Source organism: Vulcanococcus sp. DEBay_Sum22DG08_74 (assembly GCF_017852955.1).
Lineage (GTDB): Bacteria > Cyanobacteriota > Cyanobacteriia > PCC-6307 > Cyanobiaceae > Vulcanococcus.
This window is the reverse complement of sequence record NZ_JAFMKL010000041.1, coordinates 1-13,309: the sequence shown is the minus strand read 5'-3', so window position 1 is coordinate 13,309 and position 13,309 is coordinate 1. Positions and strand designations below refer to the sequence as shown.

Genomic DNA, 13,309 nt, shown 5'->3' with positions numbered 1-13,309 from the left:
TGCTTGTGGGCATGTTTGGCAATGCCGCTGGCGCGGTCGTAGCCGATGGCGGGGGTCAGGGCCGTCACGAGCATCAGGCTCTGATTCAGCAGCCGCTCGATGCGCTGTTCATTGGCCTTGAGGCCCTCGATGCAGTGCTCGCGGAAGCTGGTGCAGCCGCCCGCCAGCAGCTCGATGCTCTCGAGCACGTTGTGGGCGATCAGGGGCTTGAAGACGTTCAGCTCAAAGTTGCCCTGGCTGGCGCCGATCTGAACGGCGGTGTTGTTGCCCATCACCTGGGCCGCCACCATCGTCAGGCTTTCGCACTGGGTGGGGTTGACCTTGCCCGGCATGATCGAGCTGCCCGGCTCGTTTTCCGGCAGGACCAGTTCCCCGAGGCCGCAGCGTGGTCCGCTGCCGAGCCAGCGGATGTCATTGGCGATCTTCATCAATGAGCCCGCCAGCACCGTCAGGGCGCCATGGCTTGAGGCCAGGGCCTCATGGCCCGCCAAGGCTTGGAACTTGTTGGGGGCGCTGCTGAAGGCGGTTCCAAGCCGCTCCGTGAGCCGCGCCGCGACTGCCTCGCCAAAGCCCTTCGGGGCATTGAGGCCGGTGCCCACGGCCGTGCCACCGATGGCCAGCTCCCGCACCCGCGGCAGACTCTGGCGGATGGCTTCAATCGCCAGCTGCAGCTGGGCGACGTAGCCGCTGAATTCCTGGCCCAGGCTCAGGGGCACCGCATCTTGGAGATGGGTCCGGCCGATCTTGACCAGATCGGCGTAGGCCGTGGCCTTGGCCTGCAGGGCCGCCGCCAGGCCCTCAACCGCGGGCAGGAGACGTTGCTCCAGTTCGATCACCACGGCGATGTGCATCGCCGCCGGGAAGGTGTCGTTGCTCGATTGGCTGAGGTTGACGTGGTCGTTGGGGTGCACCGGGCTCTTGCTGCCCAGTTCACCGCCGAGGGCCTCGATCGCCTTGTTGGCGATCACCTCGTTGGCGTTCATGTTGCTCTGGGTGCCCGAGCCGGTCTGCCAGACCTTCAGCGGGAACTCCTGATCCAGATCACCAGCGGCCACCTGCTCGGCAGCGGTCACGATGGCGCTGCAGAGGGCCGCATCCAGCTTGCCGAGATCGCGATTCGCCTCAGCGCAGGCCGCCTTGAGCTGACCAAAGGCATGCACGATCGCCAGGGGCATGCGCTGGCCGAAGGGGAAGTTCCCTATGGAGCGCTGGGTCTGGGCGCCCCAGTAGTGCTCCGCGGGAACGGCGATGACCCCGAGGCTGTCGGTCTCTTGGCGCTGACTCATGGGGCGGCGACGATTTCGCTGTTGAGTTCGTTGACCTCGCGGTTGAGGCTGAGCTTCGTATCACCCTGGGGACGGAGCCCGGTGATGCCGCTGAGCGCTTCGTTGATGGCGTCGATGCTCACGGGCCCGCTTTCATCGAGGACCACCTTGCCCTCGCGGTCGAGCACCACGACCTGGGGGATTTGGCCCTTCCAGTAGCTGGCGGGGTCAATGGTGCCGTGGGTCTCCCGGTTCTGCAGCGGGTCGGTCTGCAGCAGGATCAACTCAGCGCTGCGGCCCCAGAGGCGCTGCAGTTCGTTGAAGACGACGGCGTACTGCTTGCTGGCGGCGCTGTCATCGAGGAAGAAGCCCAGGATGATCACCCGGTGCTCCTCCAAGGCCTGCGAGAGGGTGCTTCGCGGCGGCACCAGGGAGCCGTTGCCCGCGTAGAGCGCGTAGATATTGCCGTCGTAGCTGTTGGTGTCCCGCGCGGCCTGGCTTGGTGCGGCGAGGCCCAGCACCAGAACCAAGCAGAGGGCCAGCGCTGCAAGGGGCTTCAGCAGCCGGGCCAGGGTGCGGGGCATCAACGCAGGGAAAGCTGCGGCCATTGTGGCCTTCAGCAGGTCAGGAACCGCGGCCGATGCTGCGGCCCATGCCCTGGAGGATTCCGCGGCCGACCAGGCCAATGGCCCGACCAATGACCTGGGTCAGCACCACCACCACCAGATCCCCGAGTCGCCTGAACAGGGCCTGGACCTGGGGGGCAAGGGCATCGCGACCCTCCAGCACGAGGGTGATCAGTTGCTGGCCCCAGCTGAGCTGCTGCAACTCCCGGTCCCGGGGTTCCATGTGCTCGATCGGAACGATGGCGCCTTGCTTGAGTCCATAGAGCAAGCGGCGGCTTTCGTAGAGCTGGACGGGCCTCTCAAACAGGCTGTCCCAGCGTTGCTGGGAGTTCAGCTGGTTGCGCAGTCGCTCCAGGTTCCGTGTGGGCAGGAGATCACTGCGCAGGAGGTAGCGGCGCAGATCAGGCCAGGTGCTGCAGCTGGCGAGGATTTCTGCGCTGATCAGTTCCGCCGTGCGAATCAGCCAGTTGCTGATCAGTGCCTCCAGGTGGAGCAGCGCCTGGGGTTCATCGGGGGCCAACAGGCGGCCGTCCACCAGGATCGGTTGGGCGCAGACCAGGGCCGCGAGCATCGGCAGGGCAGCCGGGAGTTCTGGATCCACCGCGGTGAGGTCACTGGCCTCACTCAGGCTCTGGGCGACGGGAAGCAGGCCTCCCTCAAGCGGTAGTTGGACGTATTCACCGGCCATGGCCCGCATGGAGAGGCGACGCAATTCCGGTTGCTGCCCAAGCCAACGCTCTTCCAGAGCCACACCGCGCAGCTGCTCGTGGCGGAAGCGGGTGATCAGGAGGTCGAACTGGGCCAGCAGGGCGAGCAGCAGATCGCGGCGGTGGTCCGTGTTCAGTCCCTCCAGGGCCATCAGCTGACCGCTTTGGTTGCTGAGACCGGTGGAGGCGGCCGTGATCAACCGCTCTTGGATGGCCTCCCAGACCCCGATGGCCGTGCGCTCCCGCAGGGTGATGCCAACGACGGCCTGCGGCTCCGGGCGCTGCAGCGGAGCCTCAGACGGGAAGGCCATGCTGATCGGCCCCCAGAGCCAAAGCAGCAGCCGTTTGGCCAGGGCAAGTTCCCGCAGCCGACCCGCCAACAGCAGGGCGTTCAGGCCCACCGGCTGGAGGTCGAGCCAGCGGCGGCAGCGCAGCGCTTCCGCTTCGATTTGAGCCAGGCCACTGCGCAGCAGCCACTGGCCAAGGCCCAGCGCCTCCCGGCTCTGCTCGGGTTGCTCGATCCCGCGCAGCGGCCGCAGTTCCACCACCCGTCCGCCCGTCAGCAGGGTGTCAACGGCGGCGCGGATCTCCTGGGGCTCCGCCTGTTGCAGCAGACCTTCAGCCGGCAACTGCAGCAGCCAGCTGCTGGGTAGGTCGGATTCCGCCGGTAGGAGCAGCAGCAGCGGTGCCGGGTGCCAGCGATCGCGCAGCTGGGCGAGTTCTCGCTCCAGCGTGGCCGCAGGCATGCCAGCACTGATGCTCCAGATCACCAGGGCGATGGCTCCCTTGTCTGGGTCGCTGGCTGCTTTGAGCTGGAACGACTCCTCCAGCAACCGCTCCAGGCCCGCCTGAATCAGGGGCTCCGCCAGGATCAGGATCGGAGGTGCGTCCTTCGCCTCGGGCACGGATCAGGGTTGAGCCTTAATGGCGCTCAAGTTAACGGGGATTGACGCCGTTTCCAGTGCTGCTCAAGGCTCTGGCGCACTTAGCGCCGCCGTCCGCTGAGATTGAGCGTGTAGCTCTCAATCCGATAGCCGGTTTGCTCTTCAATGCGATCGAGCAGATCGGCGGGTAATTCCACATCCAGATCCTGGATGGCACCGGACTCGAGGCAGGTGATGTGGCTGTGGGGATCGCTGCGGTAGCCGTAGAGCCGTCCATTGGCGCGATCAAGACACTCGATCACCCCTGCGCTTTGGAGCGCTTCAAGGTTTTGGTAGACGGAGGTGTGGCCGATGTTGCGGCCCTTGGCGTTGAGCCGCTCAAAGATGTCGCGGGCACTGAGGTGATCCCGCTCGTCCCAGAGCAGCTCGAGCACCATCCGACGCTGGCGTGAGAGCCGCATTCCCAGGTCTTTGCAGCGGGAATAGGCGAGATCCACCCCGTGGGTCCCGCCGGCCGATGCGTTGTTGGGTGCTGAGGAACCAGCCACGACCCAAAAAGGTCTCTTACACCGTTATAGAACCCGTAGGCGGATTGAGTGCGTCTTGGAGCCGCTCTGGACCGATGGCCTGCAGGGCTTCGGCGAGATCCACCGTGCCGTCATAGAGCGCGCGGCCGACGATGACGCCGCTCACCCCCAGGGGTGCAATGGAGAGCAGCGAGAGGATGTCCTCGAGGGTGCCGATCCCGCCCGAGGCAATCACTGGGATGCTGCTGGCCTCGGCCATGGCGCGCAGGGCGTCGATGTTCGGCCCGGCCAAGGTCCCATCGGTGGCGATGTCGGTGCTGATGATCGCGGCGACGCCGCTGCCTTCAAAACTCTTGGCCAGTTCGGTGGCTTGGACGGTGCTGGTTTCGATCCAGCCACGGGTGGCCACTAGGCCGTCTTTGGCATCGATTCCCACCACGACCTTGCCCGGGTGACGGCTGGCGAGTTCTTTGACCAGCTCAGGCTTTTCGATCGCCACGGTGCCGAGGATCACCCGATCGAGGCCGCACTGCAGCAGTTCCTCGGCCCGCTCGGCACTGCGGACACCGCCGCCCAACTGGACGGGAATCGAGAGGGCTGAGGTGATGGCCTTGACCGCCTGGTCATTGACCGGTTGACCGGTTTTGGCCCCGTCGAGATCGACCAGGTGCAGCCGTTGCGCCCCCTGCCGCTGCCAATCGAGGGCCTGCGCCACCGGGTCATCGTTGAAGCGGGTGACCTGGCCGTAATCACCCTGATGCAGCCGAACGCAATGGCCATCCAGCAGGTCGATGGCGGGGATGATCTGCATGGAGGCCGGTCGGCTCAAGGACTGCCAGCCAGGCTGCCAGAGGCTGCGATCCCGCAGTTGCACCAGCGGTACCTCAAGGCGGAACGCCCGATCCAGCACGGCTTCAAGCGCCAGCCGTCGCTCCTTCCCCTTGCCGCTCTCTCCGAGAACACGAAAGTGGCGATAGCCCCGCGTCTGACCAAGGACGTTGGCCTGGGCGGTCCACTGCTGCGGCCACTTCATCCCTGGCCGAGCTGCAGGGCCAGGCCGTAGGGGGCGTTGTCCGCAGGATCCTGGATTCCCAGTTCCTGGCGCCACTGGTTGATGGGTTTCTCCCAGCCTTCCTCCCAGCGGGCGATGGCCAGGCACTGGGCCTGGTGAGCGATGGCCGAGCCATGGGCGGCGGCGGCGCTGATGCTTTCGAACTCCTCGAGCTTGAAGCGGAAGTTCGCCAGTTGGCTGGCGCTGGTGAGCAGGACATAGGCCGGAAAGCCGATCTGCGCGGCCGTGATCGCCAGCACCCCGGTCTCCCCTGCCCGTTCGGTGCCAAAGCCGCTGATGACGTGGTGAATGTCATGGGTGGTCGCAATGCGTTGCGTCAGCCATTGGCCGTCGCTCTCGATCGGCCTGGGGCGAAAGAATTCCGGGTCGTAGCCCAGCTGGCGAATCAAGCGGGCGTACTCCCGTCCCAGGCTTCCGGCCGGCAGTGCTTCGAGCGCCTCGATCTGTGGTTGCAGCGGCGGGTAGCGGCCGTCCATCAGTGCGGCCCCTCCGGGGTGTGCGCGGAAGCGCCTGATGCAGTCCTCCATCTGGGGGCTGCCAAGGAAGTTGTCCACCAGATCGGCGATGTTGCTCAGCTCACCGCCACTGCGGCCCACGGCGGCCAGCAACTTGAGGTTGTTGAGGGAGCGCAGAACCTCGTTGAAGCGGCCCATGGCCTTTGCCCGTCAGAACCCTCAGTTTGCAGAGGGCTTCAAGGACGTGCCCAGCGTTTTGAATGGTCAGACCTGTGGGCTGCTGCGATGAAGATCCTGGTGATGGGCGGAACCCGTTTTGTGGGCCGTCCCCTGGTGCAACAGCTTCAGGACGCGGGCCATGCACTCACCCTGTTCACCCGCGGCAAGAACCCGGTTCCCGCTGGCGTCGAGCACCTCTGTGGCGACCGCAGTACGGCTGAGGGCCTATCGGCTCTGGCCGGTCGTCAATTTGATGTGATCGTCGATAGTTCCGGCCGCACCGTGGCGGACAGCCGCTCGGTTGTGGAGGTGACGGGGGCCCCGAGCCATCGCTTTGTCTACGTCAGCTCCGCCGGTGTCTATGCGGACAGCGCCCTCTGGCCCCTGACGGAGAACTCCCCGACCGATCCCGAGAGTCGTCACAGCGGCAAGCTCGACACCGAGGCCTGGCTGACGGCCGAGAAGATCCCCTTCACCAGCTTCCGGCCCACCTACATCGTTGGTGCGGGCAACTACAACCCTGTCGAGAGCTGGTTCTTCGATCGGATCGTCCATGGCCGTCCGGTGCCCCTTCCCGGCGACGGCAGCACGATCACCCAGTTGGGCCATGTCAACGACCTCGCCACGGCGATGGCCCTGAGCATTGGCGTCGATGCCGCAGCAAATCGGATCTACAACTGCTCGAGTGCCCAAGGCATCAGCTTCCGCGGTCTGGTGGAGGCGGCCGCGCGCGCCTGCGGCAAGGATCCGGCCTCCGTTGAGATCCGCAGCTTTGACCCCAGCAGCCTGGACAAAAAGGCCCGCAAGGCCTTCCCCCTGCGGATGGCCCATTTCCTGACCGATATCCATCGGGTCCAGCGCGAGCTGGCCTGGACACCCCAGTACGACGTCGAGCGCTCCCTCGCCGACAGCTACAGCAACGACTACGCCAAGCGGATGCCCACCAGCCCTGATTTCAGCTCCGACGATCAGCTGCTGGCGCTGTGATGTAGCCCCAGGCTGAGCTCAGGGCCAGCGCCAGGGAGGGCCAGAACAACCAGAAACCCAACAGCTGGAGCGGGGCTGCTCCCCCACCGGGCCAGAGCAGCAGTAAGAGGGCGGCGAATTGAAGGATGGTTTTGGCCTTGCCTCCCCAGGAGGCAGGTCCTCCGCTGCCTTGCCCAGCGCGCCAGCCGGAGATCAGCAGTTCACGGGCGAGCAGGAGCCAGATCGCCCAGAGCGGCAGGGAACCTGCAGCGCCTAGCCAGAGCAGGGGCGCCAGGATCAGGATCTTGTCGGTGAGTGGGTCCAGACGGGCCCCCCAGACCGAGCCGCCCCCGGCGCGTCTGGCCAGCCAGCCGTCGGCGGCATCGCTGAGGCCCCCGAGCAGCAGCAACCACCAGGCCAACCAGCCGTTGCCCTGGACCAGCGCCAGGATCAGGGGCAGACCGATGACGGCGCGGGCGATGGTCAGGCCATCGGCAAGCTGCCGGCTGAGGCTGGAGTTCGGCATGGCTTTCCGACCAAGCGTTGCGGTTCATTCTTCCGCCTGACGGAGCGGCCACAATGACGGCATCCGCAGCGCAGTCATGGTCGTTGAACGCCGGGTCTCCGAAGTGATGACCACGCCCATTCGCAGCGTTGGTCGCGAGACGCCCCTCCAGAACGCGGTGCAGCTGATGAGCGATCACCACATCAGTGGTCTGCCCGTGGTCGATGCCGCCGGGGCGCTGGTGGGCGAGCTGACCGAGCAGGACCTGATGGTGCGTGAGAGCGGCTTTGATGCCGGCCCTTACGTGATGCTGCTCGACGCCGTGATCTATCTGCGCAACCCGCTGCAGTGGGACAAGCAGGTGCATCAGGTGCTGGGCAACAGCGTCGGCGAGGTGATGAGCCAGGCCCCCCACACCTGCAGTGGCGACACCCTGCTGCCGGAGGCGGCCCGCTTGCTGCATGAAAAGGGCACGCAGCGGCTGTTTGTGCTCGATGAGCAGCGGCGCCCGGTCGGGGTCTTGACCCGAGGCGATGTCGTGCGGGCGTTGGCCTCGGCCTGATCCCTAGAGCGGTGGCGGCGCCAGCACCGGTGGCAGCGGCCGAGGGGGGAGCAGCGGCGGTGGAGTTGGTGCCCCGAGGGGGAAGTCCCCCGGGGGCATCACTTCAGCAGGCGCGAGGGCATCGGCATCTCCGTTTAAGAACTCCGGTTCCTGGGGCAAGGGCTGCCCATCCAGCAGCACCAGGGGTGGCGGTAGGTCGGGGGCTTCAGGCGTGAGTTCGTTCTCGAGCGTGCTGTTGGCTGCGCTCTCCTGAAGTTCCCTGAGGGCTAGGGGATCGGCCGTGATCGGCGGTTCACGCAGCGGCGCGCGCTTGGCGCTGCCGGGCGGTTGGGCCAGGGGTGCGGGCGACCAGATCAGGCGCGCCACCGGCTCGACCCCCTGCTCCATCAGACGGTTCAGCCCGGCGAGGGCGCGGTCGGCCAGCTGCGCACCGAAGCTCTGGCCGCATTGCAGCGGGTTGCTGCAATCCCGTTGTCCCAGGCGCGGCGTGAGGCTGGCCAGCAGATTGCCCCGCAGGGGGATGGCGCGGGGGCTCAGCCGCAGCAGGTAGGGGACGTGGACAAAGCTGGTGGCTCCACCGCTGATCCAGTTCGCATCGGCCTCGGTGAATCCTTTGACCCCTGGAATGATCAGGCGGCTTTTGGAGGCGTGATCGGGCAGGTAGGCCGCCTTGAAACCGCGCTGGCGGGCCAGGCTTTTGGTTTGCTCGAGGGTCAGGCCATCGCGGCTCATCAGCATCTCCAGGCGACCATCGCTGCGCAGGCCGATGACCATCCGAATCCGCGGCAGGTAATAGCGGATTTGCTGCCCCATCGAAACGCTGTAGGCGCCGCGGTATTCAGGCGGGGGATCCAGAAGATCGTTGTAGAGGCTGTGCAGTCCACCGATGAAGGTGTCGTACTGAGCGGCCCGCTCGGATGTGAGTTCGCCAAAGCCGAAATCAGCACCGCCGTCATGGCGAATCCCCACAAAGGCCCGTTGGCGGGCGGCGGTTCGGTTTCGGCCTCTCCAGACCTGATCTCCCAACTTCAGGTCCCCCAGTGGAACCGTGATCTCCCGGCCCAGGCTGTTGACATGCCGCTCGTACATCGGCCCGGAGACGTAGGCCAGGGCGGAGGAGTCGTTGTAGGCGTCCTGCTCCCGGTCCCAGCCCTCGAGCAGATCAATGCGGACCTTGCGCGGGTCGAAGTCGAGGGCGTAGACGTCCTGGTCGGGCAGGTAGCGGAAGGGTTCGGCCTGGCCGCCGACCGCACTCAAGCGTGAGGAACCCGTTCTGGCCGGCTCGCCCTCGGGCAAGGGCGGCGCGATGGCGACAAAAAACGCAAACAGACCGGCTGGAAGCCAAAGGGGGATCCAGCGCTTGCGTCGCCAATGGGGGCGCTTCTGTTTCGTCGGTGGCGCTGAAGCGGTGTCCAGATGAAGGGACCAGAGATCAGCAATCTAGGGACCGCTTAGTTCGCGCCCGGCAGTTTCAGAACCCGGTCTTCGGCAATGACCCAGCGCTGCATCTTCAGTGGAGCTGGATGGCCGCCCGTGAGTTCGCCGAAGGCGGGCAGCAGCAGGCGTTGCTGGCTGAAATCCAAGCCAAAACAGGGCAACCGCAGCCGATCAGAGCCTTGTCCGAGGACCGCCACGGGGTGCACGTGGCCGCAGATGTTGAGCAGCTCAGGCTCCGGAGGCGTCTCCGGTTCGTGGCTCAGCCACCAGGCGCCGCGTTGCAGGGATGGTTGGGCCTGCAGCGAGGGAAAGACGGCGCCGCGATCGTGATTCCCTCCGACCAGGACCAACTCGCACCCCATCAGTTCGGGAAGAGCTGCGAGCTTCTCCTGGAGTTCAGGGGTCAGTCCCAGCTGGCTATGGATCAGGTCCCCGAGGACCAGCACCTGCTGCGGGTGAAGCGAGGCCGTGAGCTCTAGCAGCCGATTGAGATTCCCCTGATCCCCATCGCTGGGCAAGGGGATCCCCTGCGCCTGAAAGCTCTCGGCCTTGCCGAGATGGAGATCGGCAATCAGAAGGACCTGGAGCTCTGGATCCCAGGCGGCCCGTTGGGGCAGCAACTCCAGGCGGCTATTGCCCCAGGTCAGGGTTTCGTTGGAGCTCAACGCTGGCCCATGACCCGTTGGTAGGCCGCCCGTTGTTGGGTCGCGGCAATCGTGGCTTGAACCTGCGGGTAGGGGCTCAGATCAATCTGTGGGAAGAAGATCGGCAGGTAGGCCAGGTAGGCGTTCACGGCGCAATCGGCGACGCCCCAGTCGCCGCCCATCAGGGGACCGCTAGCGAGCTTGCGATCGAGCACTTCCATCAGCCGGGGGAACTCCCGCTCCCGGTTGGAGGGGACAAACAGGGCCGTGGCCAGGGTGGCGTTGGCAAAGAGCACCCACTGCTGCGCCAGGCCCCGCTCCGCGGCGGTCTGGCATTCGCCCCCAAAACGCTCCGCCAGATAGAGGAGGATTGCGCCACTTTCAAATAACTGCAGTCGCCCATTGGGCAGGCTGGGATCCTCATCCACCAGCGCCGGCACCTTGGCGAAGGGGTTGATGGCGGTGAAGGGCTCTTGGCGGTGCTCCCCGGCCTCCATGTCCAGGAGCTGCCAGGTGTAGGGGATTCCCCGTTCTTCCATGTACCAGCGCGGCATGGAGGCGCGGCTGCGGGCGCCGCCGAACAGGGTGAGGGCCATGGATCAGCTGGAAACCGGCCTGAGCGTAGAAGCTGCAGACAGCGGCGTCGGTTGGTTTTGATCTGATCCGCTCCAGCAACCGTTGCTCAGGACTGGAGCGAATCGCACCTGCCGCGGCTTGCCGAGATAGACCCAGGCCTCGCGACCATCGGACAGGCGGCGCAGCTCCCGCCGGTAGAGCCGGGGTGCTCCCTCGAATCGATCCAGCGCCTGCAGTTCCTGGGCCGTGATGCTGTAGAGCTCACCGCTGATGGGGCGACTGGCCTGGGGATTGCAGATCGCCATCGGGAAGGGCCCAAGGTTGTAGAGCTCCAGACCACTGAGGAGCGCCGTTCCTTCGAACGCGGCATCGCCCAGAAGGCCATGGGAGCGTTCGCCGCGCTTCAGCGTCCCGTAGACGAACACCAGGCCGACATAATCAGGAGCCCCGTTGGTCCCACCCATGACGATTGCGTTGCTGATTGCCTTGGCTGGCTCCTTGGGTGCGATGGCTTTAATCGTGCGTCGTCTCGAGAAGTCCTGATCGGACGCCCCCTAGATCGCCCAGAACTCAGGGTCACACTTCCGCTGCCGAGGCACCAACTTCAGGTCGTGATCAGGGAAGAGGTCGCGGCTGAGATGCCAAGCCTGCTCTTGGGTCTCTGCCTGCAGTGGAACCCTCAGGATGCGCTGGGGGAGCGTGACGTTCAGCTCGTAAAAGAACATTGGGCGCCACCGTCTCTATTCAGGCGGTAGCTAGGGATTTCGCGGGTGGACTCAAACCCAAAGGTTCTTATCCGAAAGCATTGCTGAAGACGGCTTGAAAATTCGCGTGTCCGTGGATCAACAGGGCCGCTGAGAGGGGCACCACGGCGAGGACCAGGGCCAAAAACAGAGCCGAGAGGGGTCGGTGGTTGTTCATGGGCCGCATTGTCGCGCTCTGTTTGGGTGAGCTGACGCGTGCCGAAAAAGCTGTTCGCTTTTTTGGTCTTTCGCTTAGGAGGGAATGCCTGGATTGAACGGTGCTGATGGATGGGCTGGCTCGGGAGCGACTGGGACGCATCAACCCCAATGTCCTCGCCGATCTGTTGAAGCTCACCCCTGAACAGCGGCGTCAGATGGTTCAGCAGCTGAGCGGACTCGAGGCCAACGGGACGATCCCCGTCGAGGTGGCGATGCGTGCCGCCCAAAGGGCCAAAGACGCTGGCGCTTCCTCAGATCTCGCCTGACGCCCAGCCCCTGAGCCATTGCATGAGCGCTTTACTCGGGGCCTTGAGCTCCTCGATCGATCCATAGAGCCAGTCCTGCCAGCCTTCCTGGGGCAAGCCGCTGAAGACCATCAGATTCAGGGGATAGTCCTCGGAGTCGCTGCAGCGCCGGAAGTCATCGCGGTAAAGAAAAACAGGTTTCCCGAGGGCAATCGCGGCACCGAGTTCCAGCATCACGCCTTCATCGGGAGGCGTGCCGTTGACGATGGCGAGGAGGGCGTCGGCATCACGCACGTCCTGCAGATCCGCCTGGGCGACGCGCCAGGCCCAGCCCGGCTGCGCGAGATCCACCTGACCATTTCGCGTGAACGGCTCCCAGACCTCGATCCCTAGCTGCTCAAGGGCCTCGACAAAGTCAGGCAGCAAGCGCGAGCGCCAATGGGCCGAGAAGCCGTAGGGCGAGGCCAGATAGAGGGTTGGTTTAGCCATGGGAGCGTGAGGCGCGGTACTGCTGTTCATCGGCTCTGGCTGCTGCTGCGTTCTCCCAGGGGAAGAGCACCCATTCGCTCGAGTCGTTCACCTCGAGGGCGCTCCACCACTGCGGTTCCACCTTGCTGATCCAGACCAAGGTGGTGATGTCCGTGCGGCTTCGGAAGGGCTCAACAGTGCGCCCGGTTTCATAGATGTCGTCGACCACCAGGCAACCCGCCTCTGGCTGATCCAGTAGCGGTAGGCCCAGGCGATGGCTCAGGCAGACCGCCAGGACCAGTCCACCGCGCGGAACCCCGTAGACCCCCGTCCAAGACGACGACTCAAACTTCTCCAGCGTGGCGTCTAGGGCCCGGTCAAGGTCAGCCCAGCTGAGGGTGCGCATGCGGCTGTGTCTGGTCCCCTGAGCATGAGCCATAGCCCACTGAGATGGGCTGCGGCACGGCCAATCGAGAGAACGGCCAGGCCGATGCAGAGGGGGCAGTGCGTGAGGCTCATCCGCTCAGCTTGCAGGGTTTGCGACCGTCGGTTCTGATTCCCGCTGAATCTTCATGCCAGCCGCTACAAGGGAAGGACGATGGATGGGGCCCGATGCGCCTGCTGCTGTTGTTGGCGCTGCTCCTGGTGGGGTGCCAGAGCGGAGATGACGGTTCTGATCTGGTGGTGAAGACCAGCTCCGGTCAACGGCTGTTGGTGGAGGAGGGCAGCGTTCAACTGGAGGACCGACGCATTGCGCAGCGGGTGAATCTCGAGTCGTTAAAGGCCGAGATCGCCTGGGCCAAGAAAAACGTCGACTTCAATGAACGCGACGGCATCCCCGTTGACTTCTGGCAGAAGGACCTGGAGGGGGACCAGGCGCGTCTGGCTGCCGCTGAGGCACTGATCCAGAGCGAGAAGGAGCACGGCGTGCTCTACCGCGTGGCCCGCTTCGCTCCAATCGTGGAGGGTCCCAACGGGGCGCGTCGGACACTCCCGGTGGTGACGGCCTATTGCGTGCGCGACTCGATCCCTGGGGTGGCCGAGAACCTGGCGCAGTTCAAGATCAGCCAAGGGCAACTGAACTCCCAGGACCCCCGGGAGGTGCTGGTGGCCAAGATCTGCCGCCGCTGGACGACCACGCCATAAAAAAGACCTCCGACTAAAGGGGGCCTGTTCTCTTCTCTGCGTG

General features: G+C 65.2%; 19 protein-coding genes and 1 pseudogene. 4 read left to right on the top strand and 16 right to left on the bottom strand.

Annotated features, from left to right (window positions below):
- From fumC to QZ184_RS06340, 7 genes and pseudogenes are all read right to left on the bottom strand, one after another.
- Positions 1-1,286 (bottom strand): class II fumarate hydratase (fumC, locus tag QZ184_RS06370; RefSeq protein ID WP_296418656.1); only part of this gene is annotated, 1,286 nt, incomplete at its 3' end.
- A complete protein-coding gene (locus QZ184_RS06365) occupies positions 1,283-1,849 on the bottom strand; it encodes a thylakoid membrane photosystem I accumulation factor (RefSeq protein WP_296418653.1) in 567 nt (188 codons plus the stop codon). The genes fumC and QZ184_RS06365, both read right to left, overlap by 4 nt.
- A gap of 40 nt (positions 1,850-1,889) precedes the next feature.
- Positions 1,890-3,503, bottom strand: a complete 1,614-nt coding sequence (locus QZ184_RS06360) for a DUF3685 domain-containing protein (protein WP_296418649.1) — start codon at positions 3,501-3,503, stop codon at positions 1,890-1,892.
- Between the two features lie 80 nt (positions 3,504-3,583).
- Positions 3,584-3,943 carry a transcriptional repressor gene (locus QZ184_RS06355; RefSeq protein ID WP_083797938.1) on the bottom strand — a complete coding sequence of 120 codons (360 nt, stop codon included), beginning with the start codon at positions 3,941-3,943 and terminating at the stop codon, positions 3,584-3,586.
- A gap of 103 nt (positions 3,944-4,046) precedes the next feature.
- Positions 4,047-4,820, bottom strand: a complete 774-nt coding sequence (hisA, locus tag QZ184_RS06350; RefSeq protein WP_296416080.1) for a 1-(5-phosphoribosyl)-5-[(5-phosphoribosylamino)methylideneamino]imidazole-4-carboxamide isomerase — start codon at positions 4,818-4,820, stop codon at positions 4,047-4,049.
- 33 nt (positions 4,821-4,853) lie between these two features.
- Positions 4,854-5,042 (bottom strand): annotated as a pseudogene (locus QZ184_RS06345) (TIGR02450 family Trp-rich protein); the annotation flags it as partial.
- Positions 5,039-5,734 carry a Coq4 family protein gene (locus tag QZ184_RS06340; RefSeq protein ID WP_296418647.1) on the bottom strand — a complete coding sequence of 232 codons (696 nt, stop codon included), beginning with the start codon at positions 5,732-5,734 and terminating at the stop codon, positions 5,039-5,041. The gene QZ184_RS06340 and the pseudogene QZ184_RS06345, both read right to left, overlap by 4 nt.
- An 87-nt stretch (positions 5,735-5,821) precedes the next feature.
- On the opposite strand from QZ184_RS06340, the gene QZ184_RS06335 reads away from it, so the two are divergent.
- A complete protein-coding gene (locus tag QZ184_RS06335; protein WP_296416047.1) occupies positions 5,822-6,742 on the top strand; it encodes an NAD-dependent epimerase/dehydratase family protein in 921 nt (306 codons plus the stop codon).
- On the opposite strand, the gene QZ184_RS06330 is transcribed toward QZ184_RS06335, so the two are convergent.
- A complete protein-coding gene (locus QZ184_RS06330; protein ID WP_296416046.1) occupies positions 6,711-7,247 on the bottom strand; it encodes a CDP-alcohol phosphatidyltransferase family protein in 537 nt (178 codons plus the stop codon). The genes QZ184_RS06335 and QZ184_RS06330 overlap by 32 nt on opposite strands.
- 76 nt (positions 7,248-7,323) lie before the next feature.
- On the opposite strand from QZ184_RS06330, the gene QZ184_RS06325 reads away from it, so the two are divergent.
- Positions 7,324-7,788, top strand: a complete 465-nt coding sequence (locus QZ184_RS06325; RefSeq protein WP_296418645.1) for a CBS domain-containing protein — start codon at positions 7,324-7,326, stop codon at positions 7,786-7,788.
- A 3-nt stretch (positions 7,789-7,791) separates the two neighbouring features.
- On the opposite strand, the gene QZ184_RS06320 is transcribed toward QZ184_RS06325, so the two are convergent.
- The 6 genes from QZ184_RS06320 to QZ184_RS06295 form a co-directional block, all read right to left on the bottom strand.
- Positions 7,792-9,045, bottom strand: a complete 1,254-nt coding sequence (locus QZ184_RS06320) for a hypothetical protein (protein WP_363159615.1) — start codon at positions 9,043-9,045, stop codon at positions 7,792-7,794.
- 194 nt (positions 9,046-9,239) lie between these two features.
- Positions 9,240-9,890: a ligase-associated DNA damage response endonuclease PdeM gene (gene pdeM / locus QZ184_RS06315; protein WP_296416045.1), complete on the bottom strand. Its 651-nt coding sequence runs from the start codon at positions 9,888-9,890 to the stop codon at positions 9,240-9,242.
- Positions 9,887-10,465 carry a glutathione S-transferase family protein gene (locus QZ184_RS06310; RefSeq protein WP_296418643.1) on the bottom strand — a complete coding sequence of 193 codons (579 nt, stop codon included), beginning with the start codon at positions 10,463-10,465 and terminating at the stop codon, positions 9,887-9,889. Before QZ184_RS06310 ends, pdeM begins: the two co-directional genes overlap by 4 nt.
- 3 nt (positions 10,466-10,468) lie before the next feature.
- A complete protein-coding gene (locus QZ184_RS06305) occupies positions 10,469-10,870 on the bottom strand; it encodes a gamma-glutamylcyclotransferase family protein (protein ID WP_296418640.1) in 402 nt (133 codons plus the stop codon).
- A 129-nt stretch (positions 10,871-10,999) separates the two neighbouring features.
- The gene (locus tag QZ184_RS06300) at positions 11,000-11,170 is read right to left on the bottom strand and encodes a hypothetical protein (RefSeq protein WP_247478704.1); all 171 of its coding nucleotides are present in this window, start codon (positions 11,168-11,170) and stop codon (positions 11,000-11,002) included.
- A 67-nt stretch (positions 11,171-11,237) separates the two neighbouring features.
- Positions 11,238-11,366 (bottom strand): hypothetical protein, encoded by a 129-nt coding sequence (locus tag QZ184_RS06295; protein ID WP_256463395.1) that lies wholly within the window; start codon positions 11,364-11,366, stop codon positions 11,238-11,240.
- Between the two features lie 106 nt (positions 11,367-11,472).
- Here QZ184_RS06295 and QZ184_RS06290 point away from each other — a divergent pair, with 106 nt between their 5' ends.
- On the top strand, positions 11,473-11,673 hold the full coding sequence (locus tag QZ184_RS06290) for a hypothetical protein (protein WP_010317371.1): 201 nt from the start codon (positions 11,473-11,475) through the stop codon (positions 11,671-11,673).
- Here the strand turns inward: QZ184_RS06290 and QZ184_RS06285 are convergent.
- Together QZ184_RS06285 and QZ184_RS06280 are read right to left on the bottom strand one after the other, a co-directional pair.
- Positions 11,659-12,141 (bottom strand): nucleoside 2-deoxyribosyltransferase, encoded by a 483-nt coding sequence (locus QZ184_RS06285; protein ID WP_296418638.1) that lies wholly within the window; start codon positions 12,139-12,141, stop codon positions 11,659-11,661. The genes QZ184_RS06290 and QZ184_RS06285 overlap by 15 nt on opposite strands.
- Positions 12,134-12,526, bottom strand: a complete 393-nt coding sequence (locus QZ184_RS06280; protein WP_247478701.1) for a phosphoribosyltransferase — start codon at positions 12,524-12,526, stop codon at positions 12,134-12,136. Before QZ184_RS06280 ends, QZ184_RS06285 begins: the two co-directional genes overlap by 8 nt.
- 206 nt (positions 12,527-12,732) lie before the next feature.
- Here QZ184_RS06280 and QZ184_RS06275 point away from each other — a divergent pair, with 206 nt between their 5' ends.
- Positions 12,733-13,266 (top strand): hypothetical protein, encoded by a 534-nt coding sequence (locus QZ184_RS06275; protein ID WP_296416041.1) that lies wholly within the window; start codon positions 12,733-12,735, stop codon positions 13,264-13,266.
- Positions 13,267-13,309 lie beyond the last annotated feature (43 nt).

Excerpts from the sequence above, each read along its gene's own strand:
- QZ184_RS06280 (WP_247478701.1), bottom strand. The coding sequence starts at position 12,526 with ATGCGCACCCTCAGCTGGGCTGACCTTGACCGGGCCCTAGACGCCACG.
- QZ184_RS06335 (WP_296416047.1), top strand. The coding sequence starts at position 5,822 with ATGAAGATCCTGGTGATGGGCGGAACCCGTTTTGTGGGCCGTCCCCTG.
- QZ184_RS06285 (WP_296418638.1), bottom strand. The coding sequence starts at position 12,141 with ATGGCTAAACCAACCCTCTATCTGGCCTCGCCCTACGGCTTCTCGGCC.
- QZ184_RS06310 (WP_296418643.1), bottom strand. The coding sequence starts at position 10,465 with ATGGCCCTCACCCTGTTCGGCGGCGCCCGCAGCCGCGCCTCCATGCCG.
- QZ184_RS06325 (WP_296418645.1), top strand. The coding sequence starts at position 7,324 with ATGGTCGTTGAACGCCGGGTCTCCGAAGTGATGACCACGCCCATTCGC.
- QZ184_RS06355 (WP_083797938.1), bottom strand. The coding sequence starts at position 3,943 with ATGCGGCTCTCACGCCAGCGTCGGATGGTGCTCGAGCTGCTCTGGGAC.
- hisA (WP_296416080.1), bottom strand. The coding sequence starts at position 4,820 with ATGCAGATCATCCCCGCCATCGACCTGCTGGATGGCCATTGCGTTCGG.
- QZ184_RS06275 (WP_296416041.1), top strand. The coding sequence starts at position 12,733 with ATGCGCCTGCTGCTGTTGTTGGCGCTGCTCCTGGTGGGGTGCCAGAGC.
- QZ184_RS06290 (WP_010317371.1), top strand. The coding sequence starts at position 11,473 with ATGGATGGGCTGGCTCGGGAGCGACTGGGACGCATCAACCCCAATGTC.
- QZ184_RS06300 (WP_247478704.1), bottom strand. The coding sequence starts at position 11,170 with ATGTTCTTTTACGAGCTGAACGTCACGCTCCCCCAGCGCATCCTGAGG.
- QZ184_RS06295 (WP_256463395.1), bottom strand. The coding sequence starts at position 11,366 with ATGAACAACCACCGACCCCTCTCGGCTCTGTTTTTGGCCCTGGTCCTC.
- QZ184_RS06365 (WP_296418653.1), bottom strand. The coding sequence starts at position 1,849 with ATGCCCCGCACCCTGGCCCGGCTGCTGAAGCCCCTTGCAGCGCTGGCC.
- QZ184_RS06330 (WP_296416046.1), bottom strand. The coding sequence starts at position 7,247 with ATGCCGAACTCCAGCCTCAGCCGGCAGCTTGCCGATGGCCTGACCATC.
- QZ184_RS06340 (WP_296418647.1), bottom strand. The coding sequence starts at position 5,734 with ATGGGCCGCTTCAACGAGGTTCTGCGCTCCCTCAACAACCTCAAGTTG.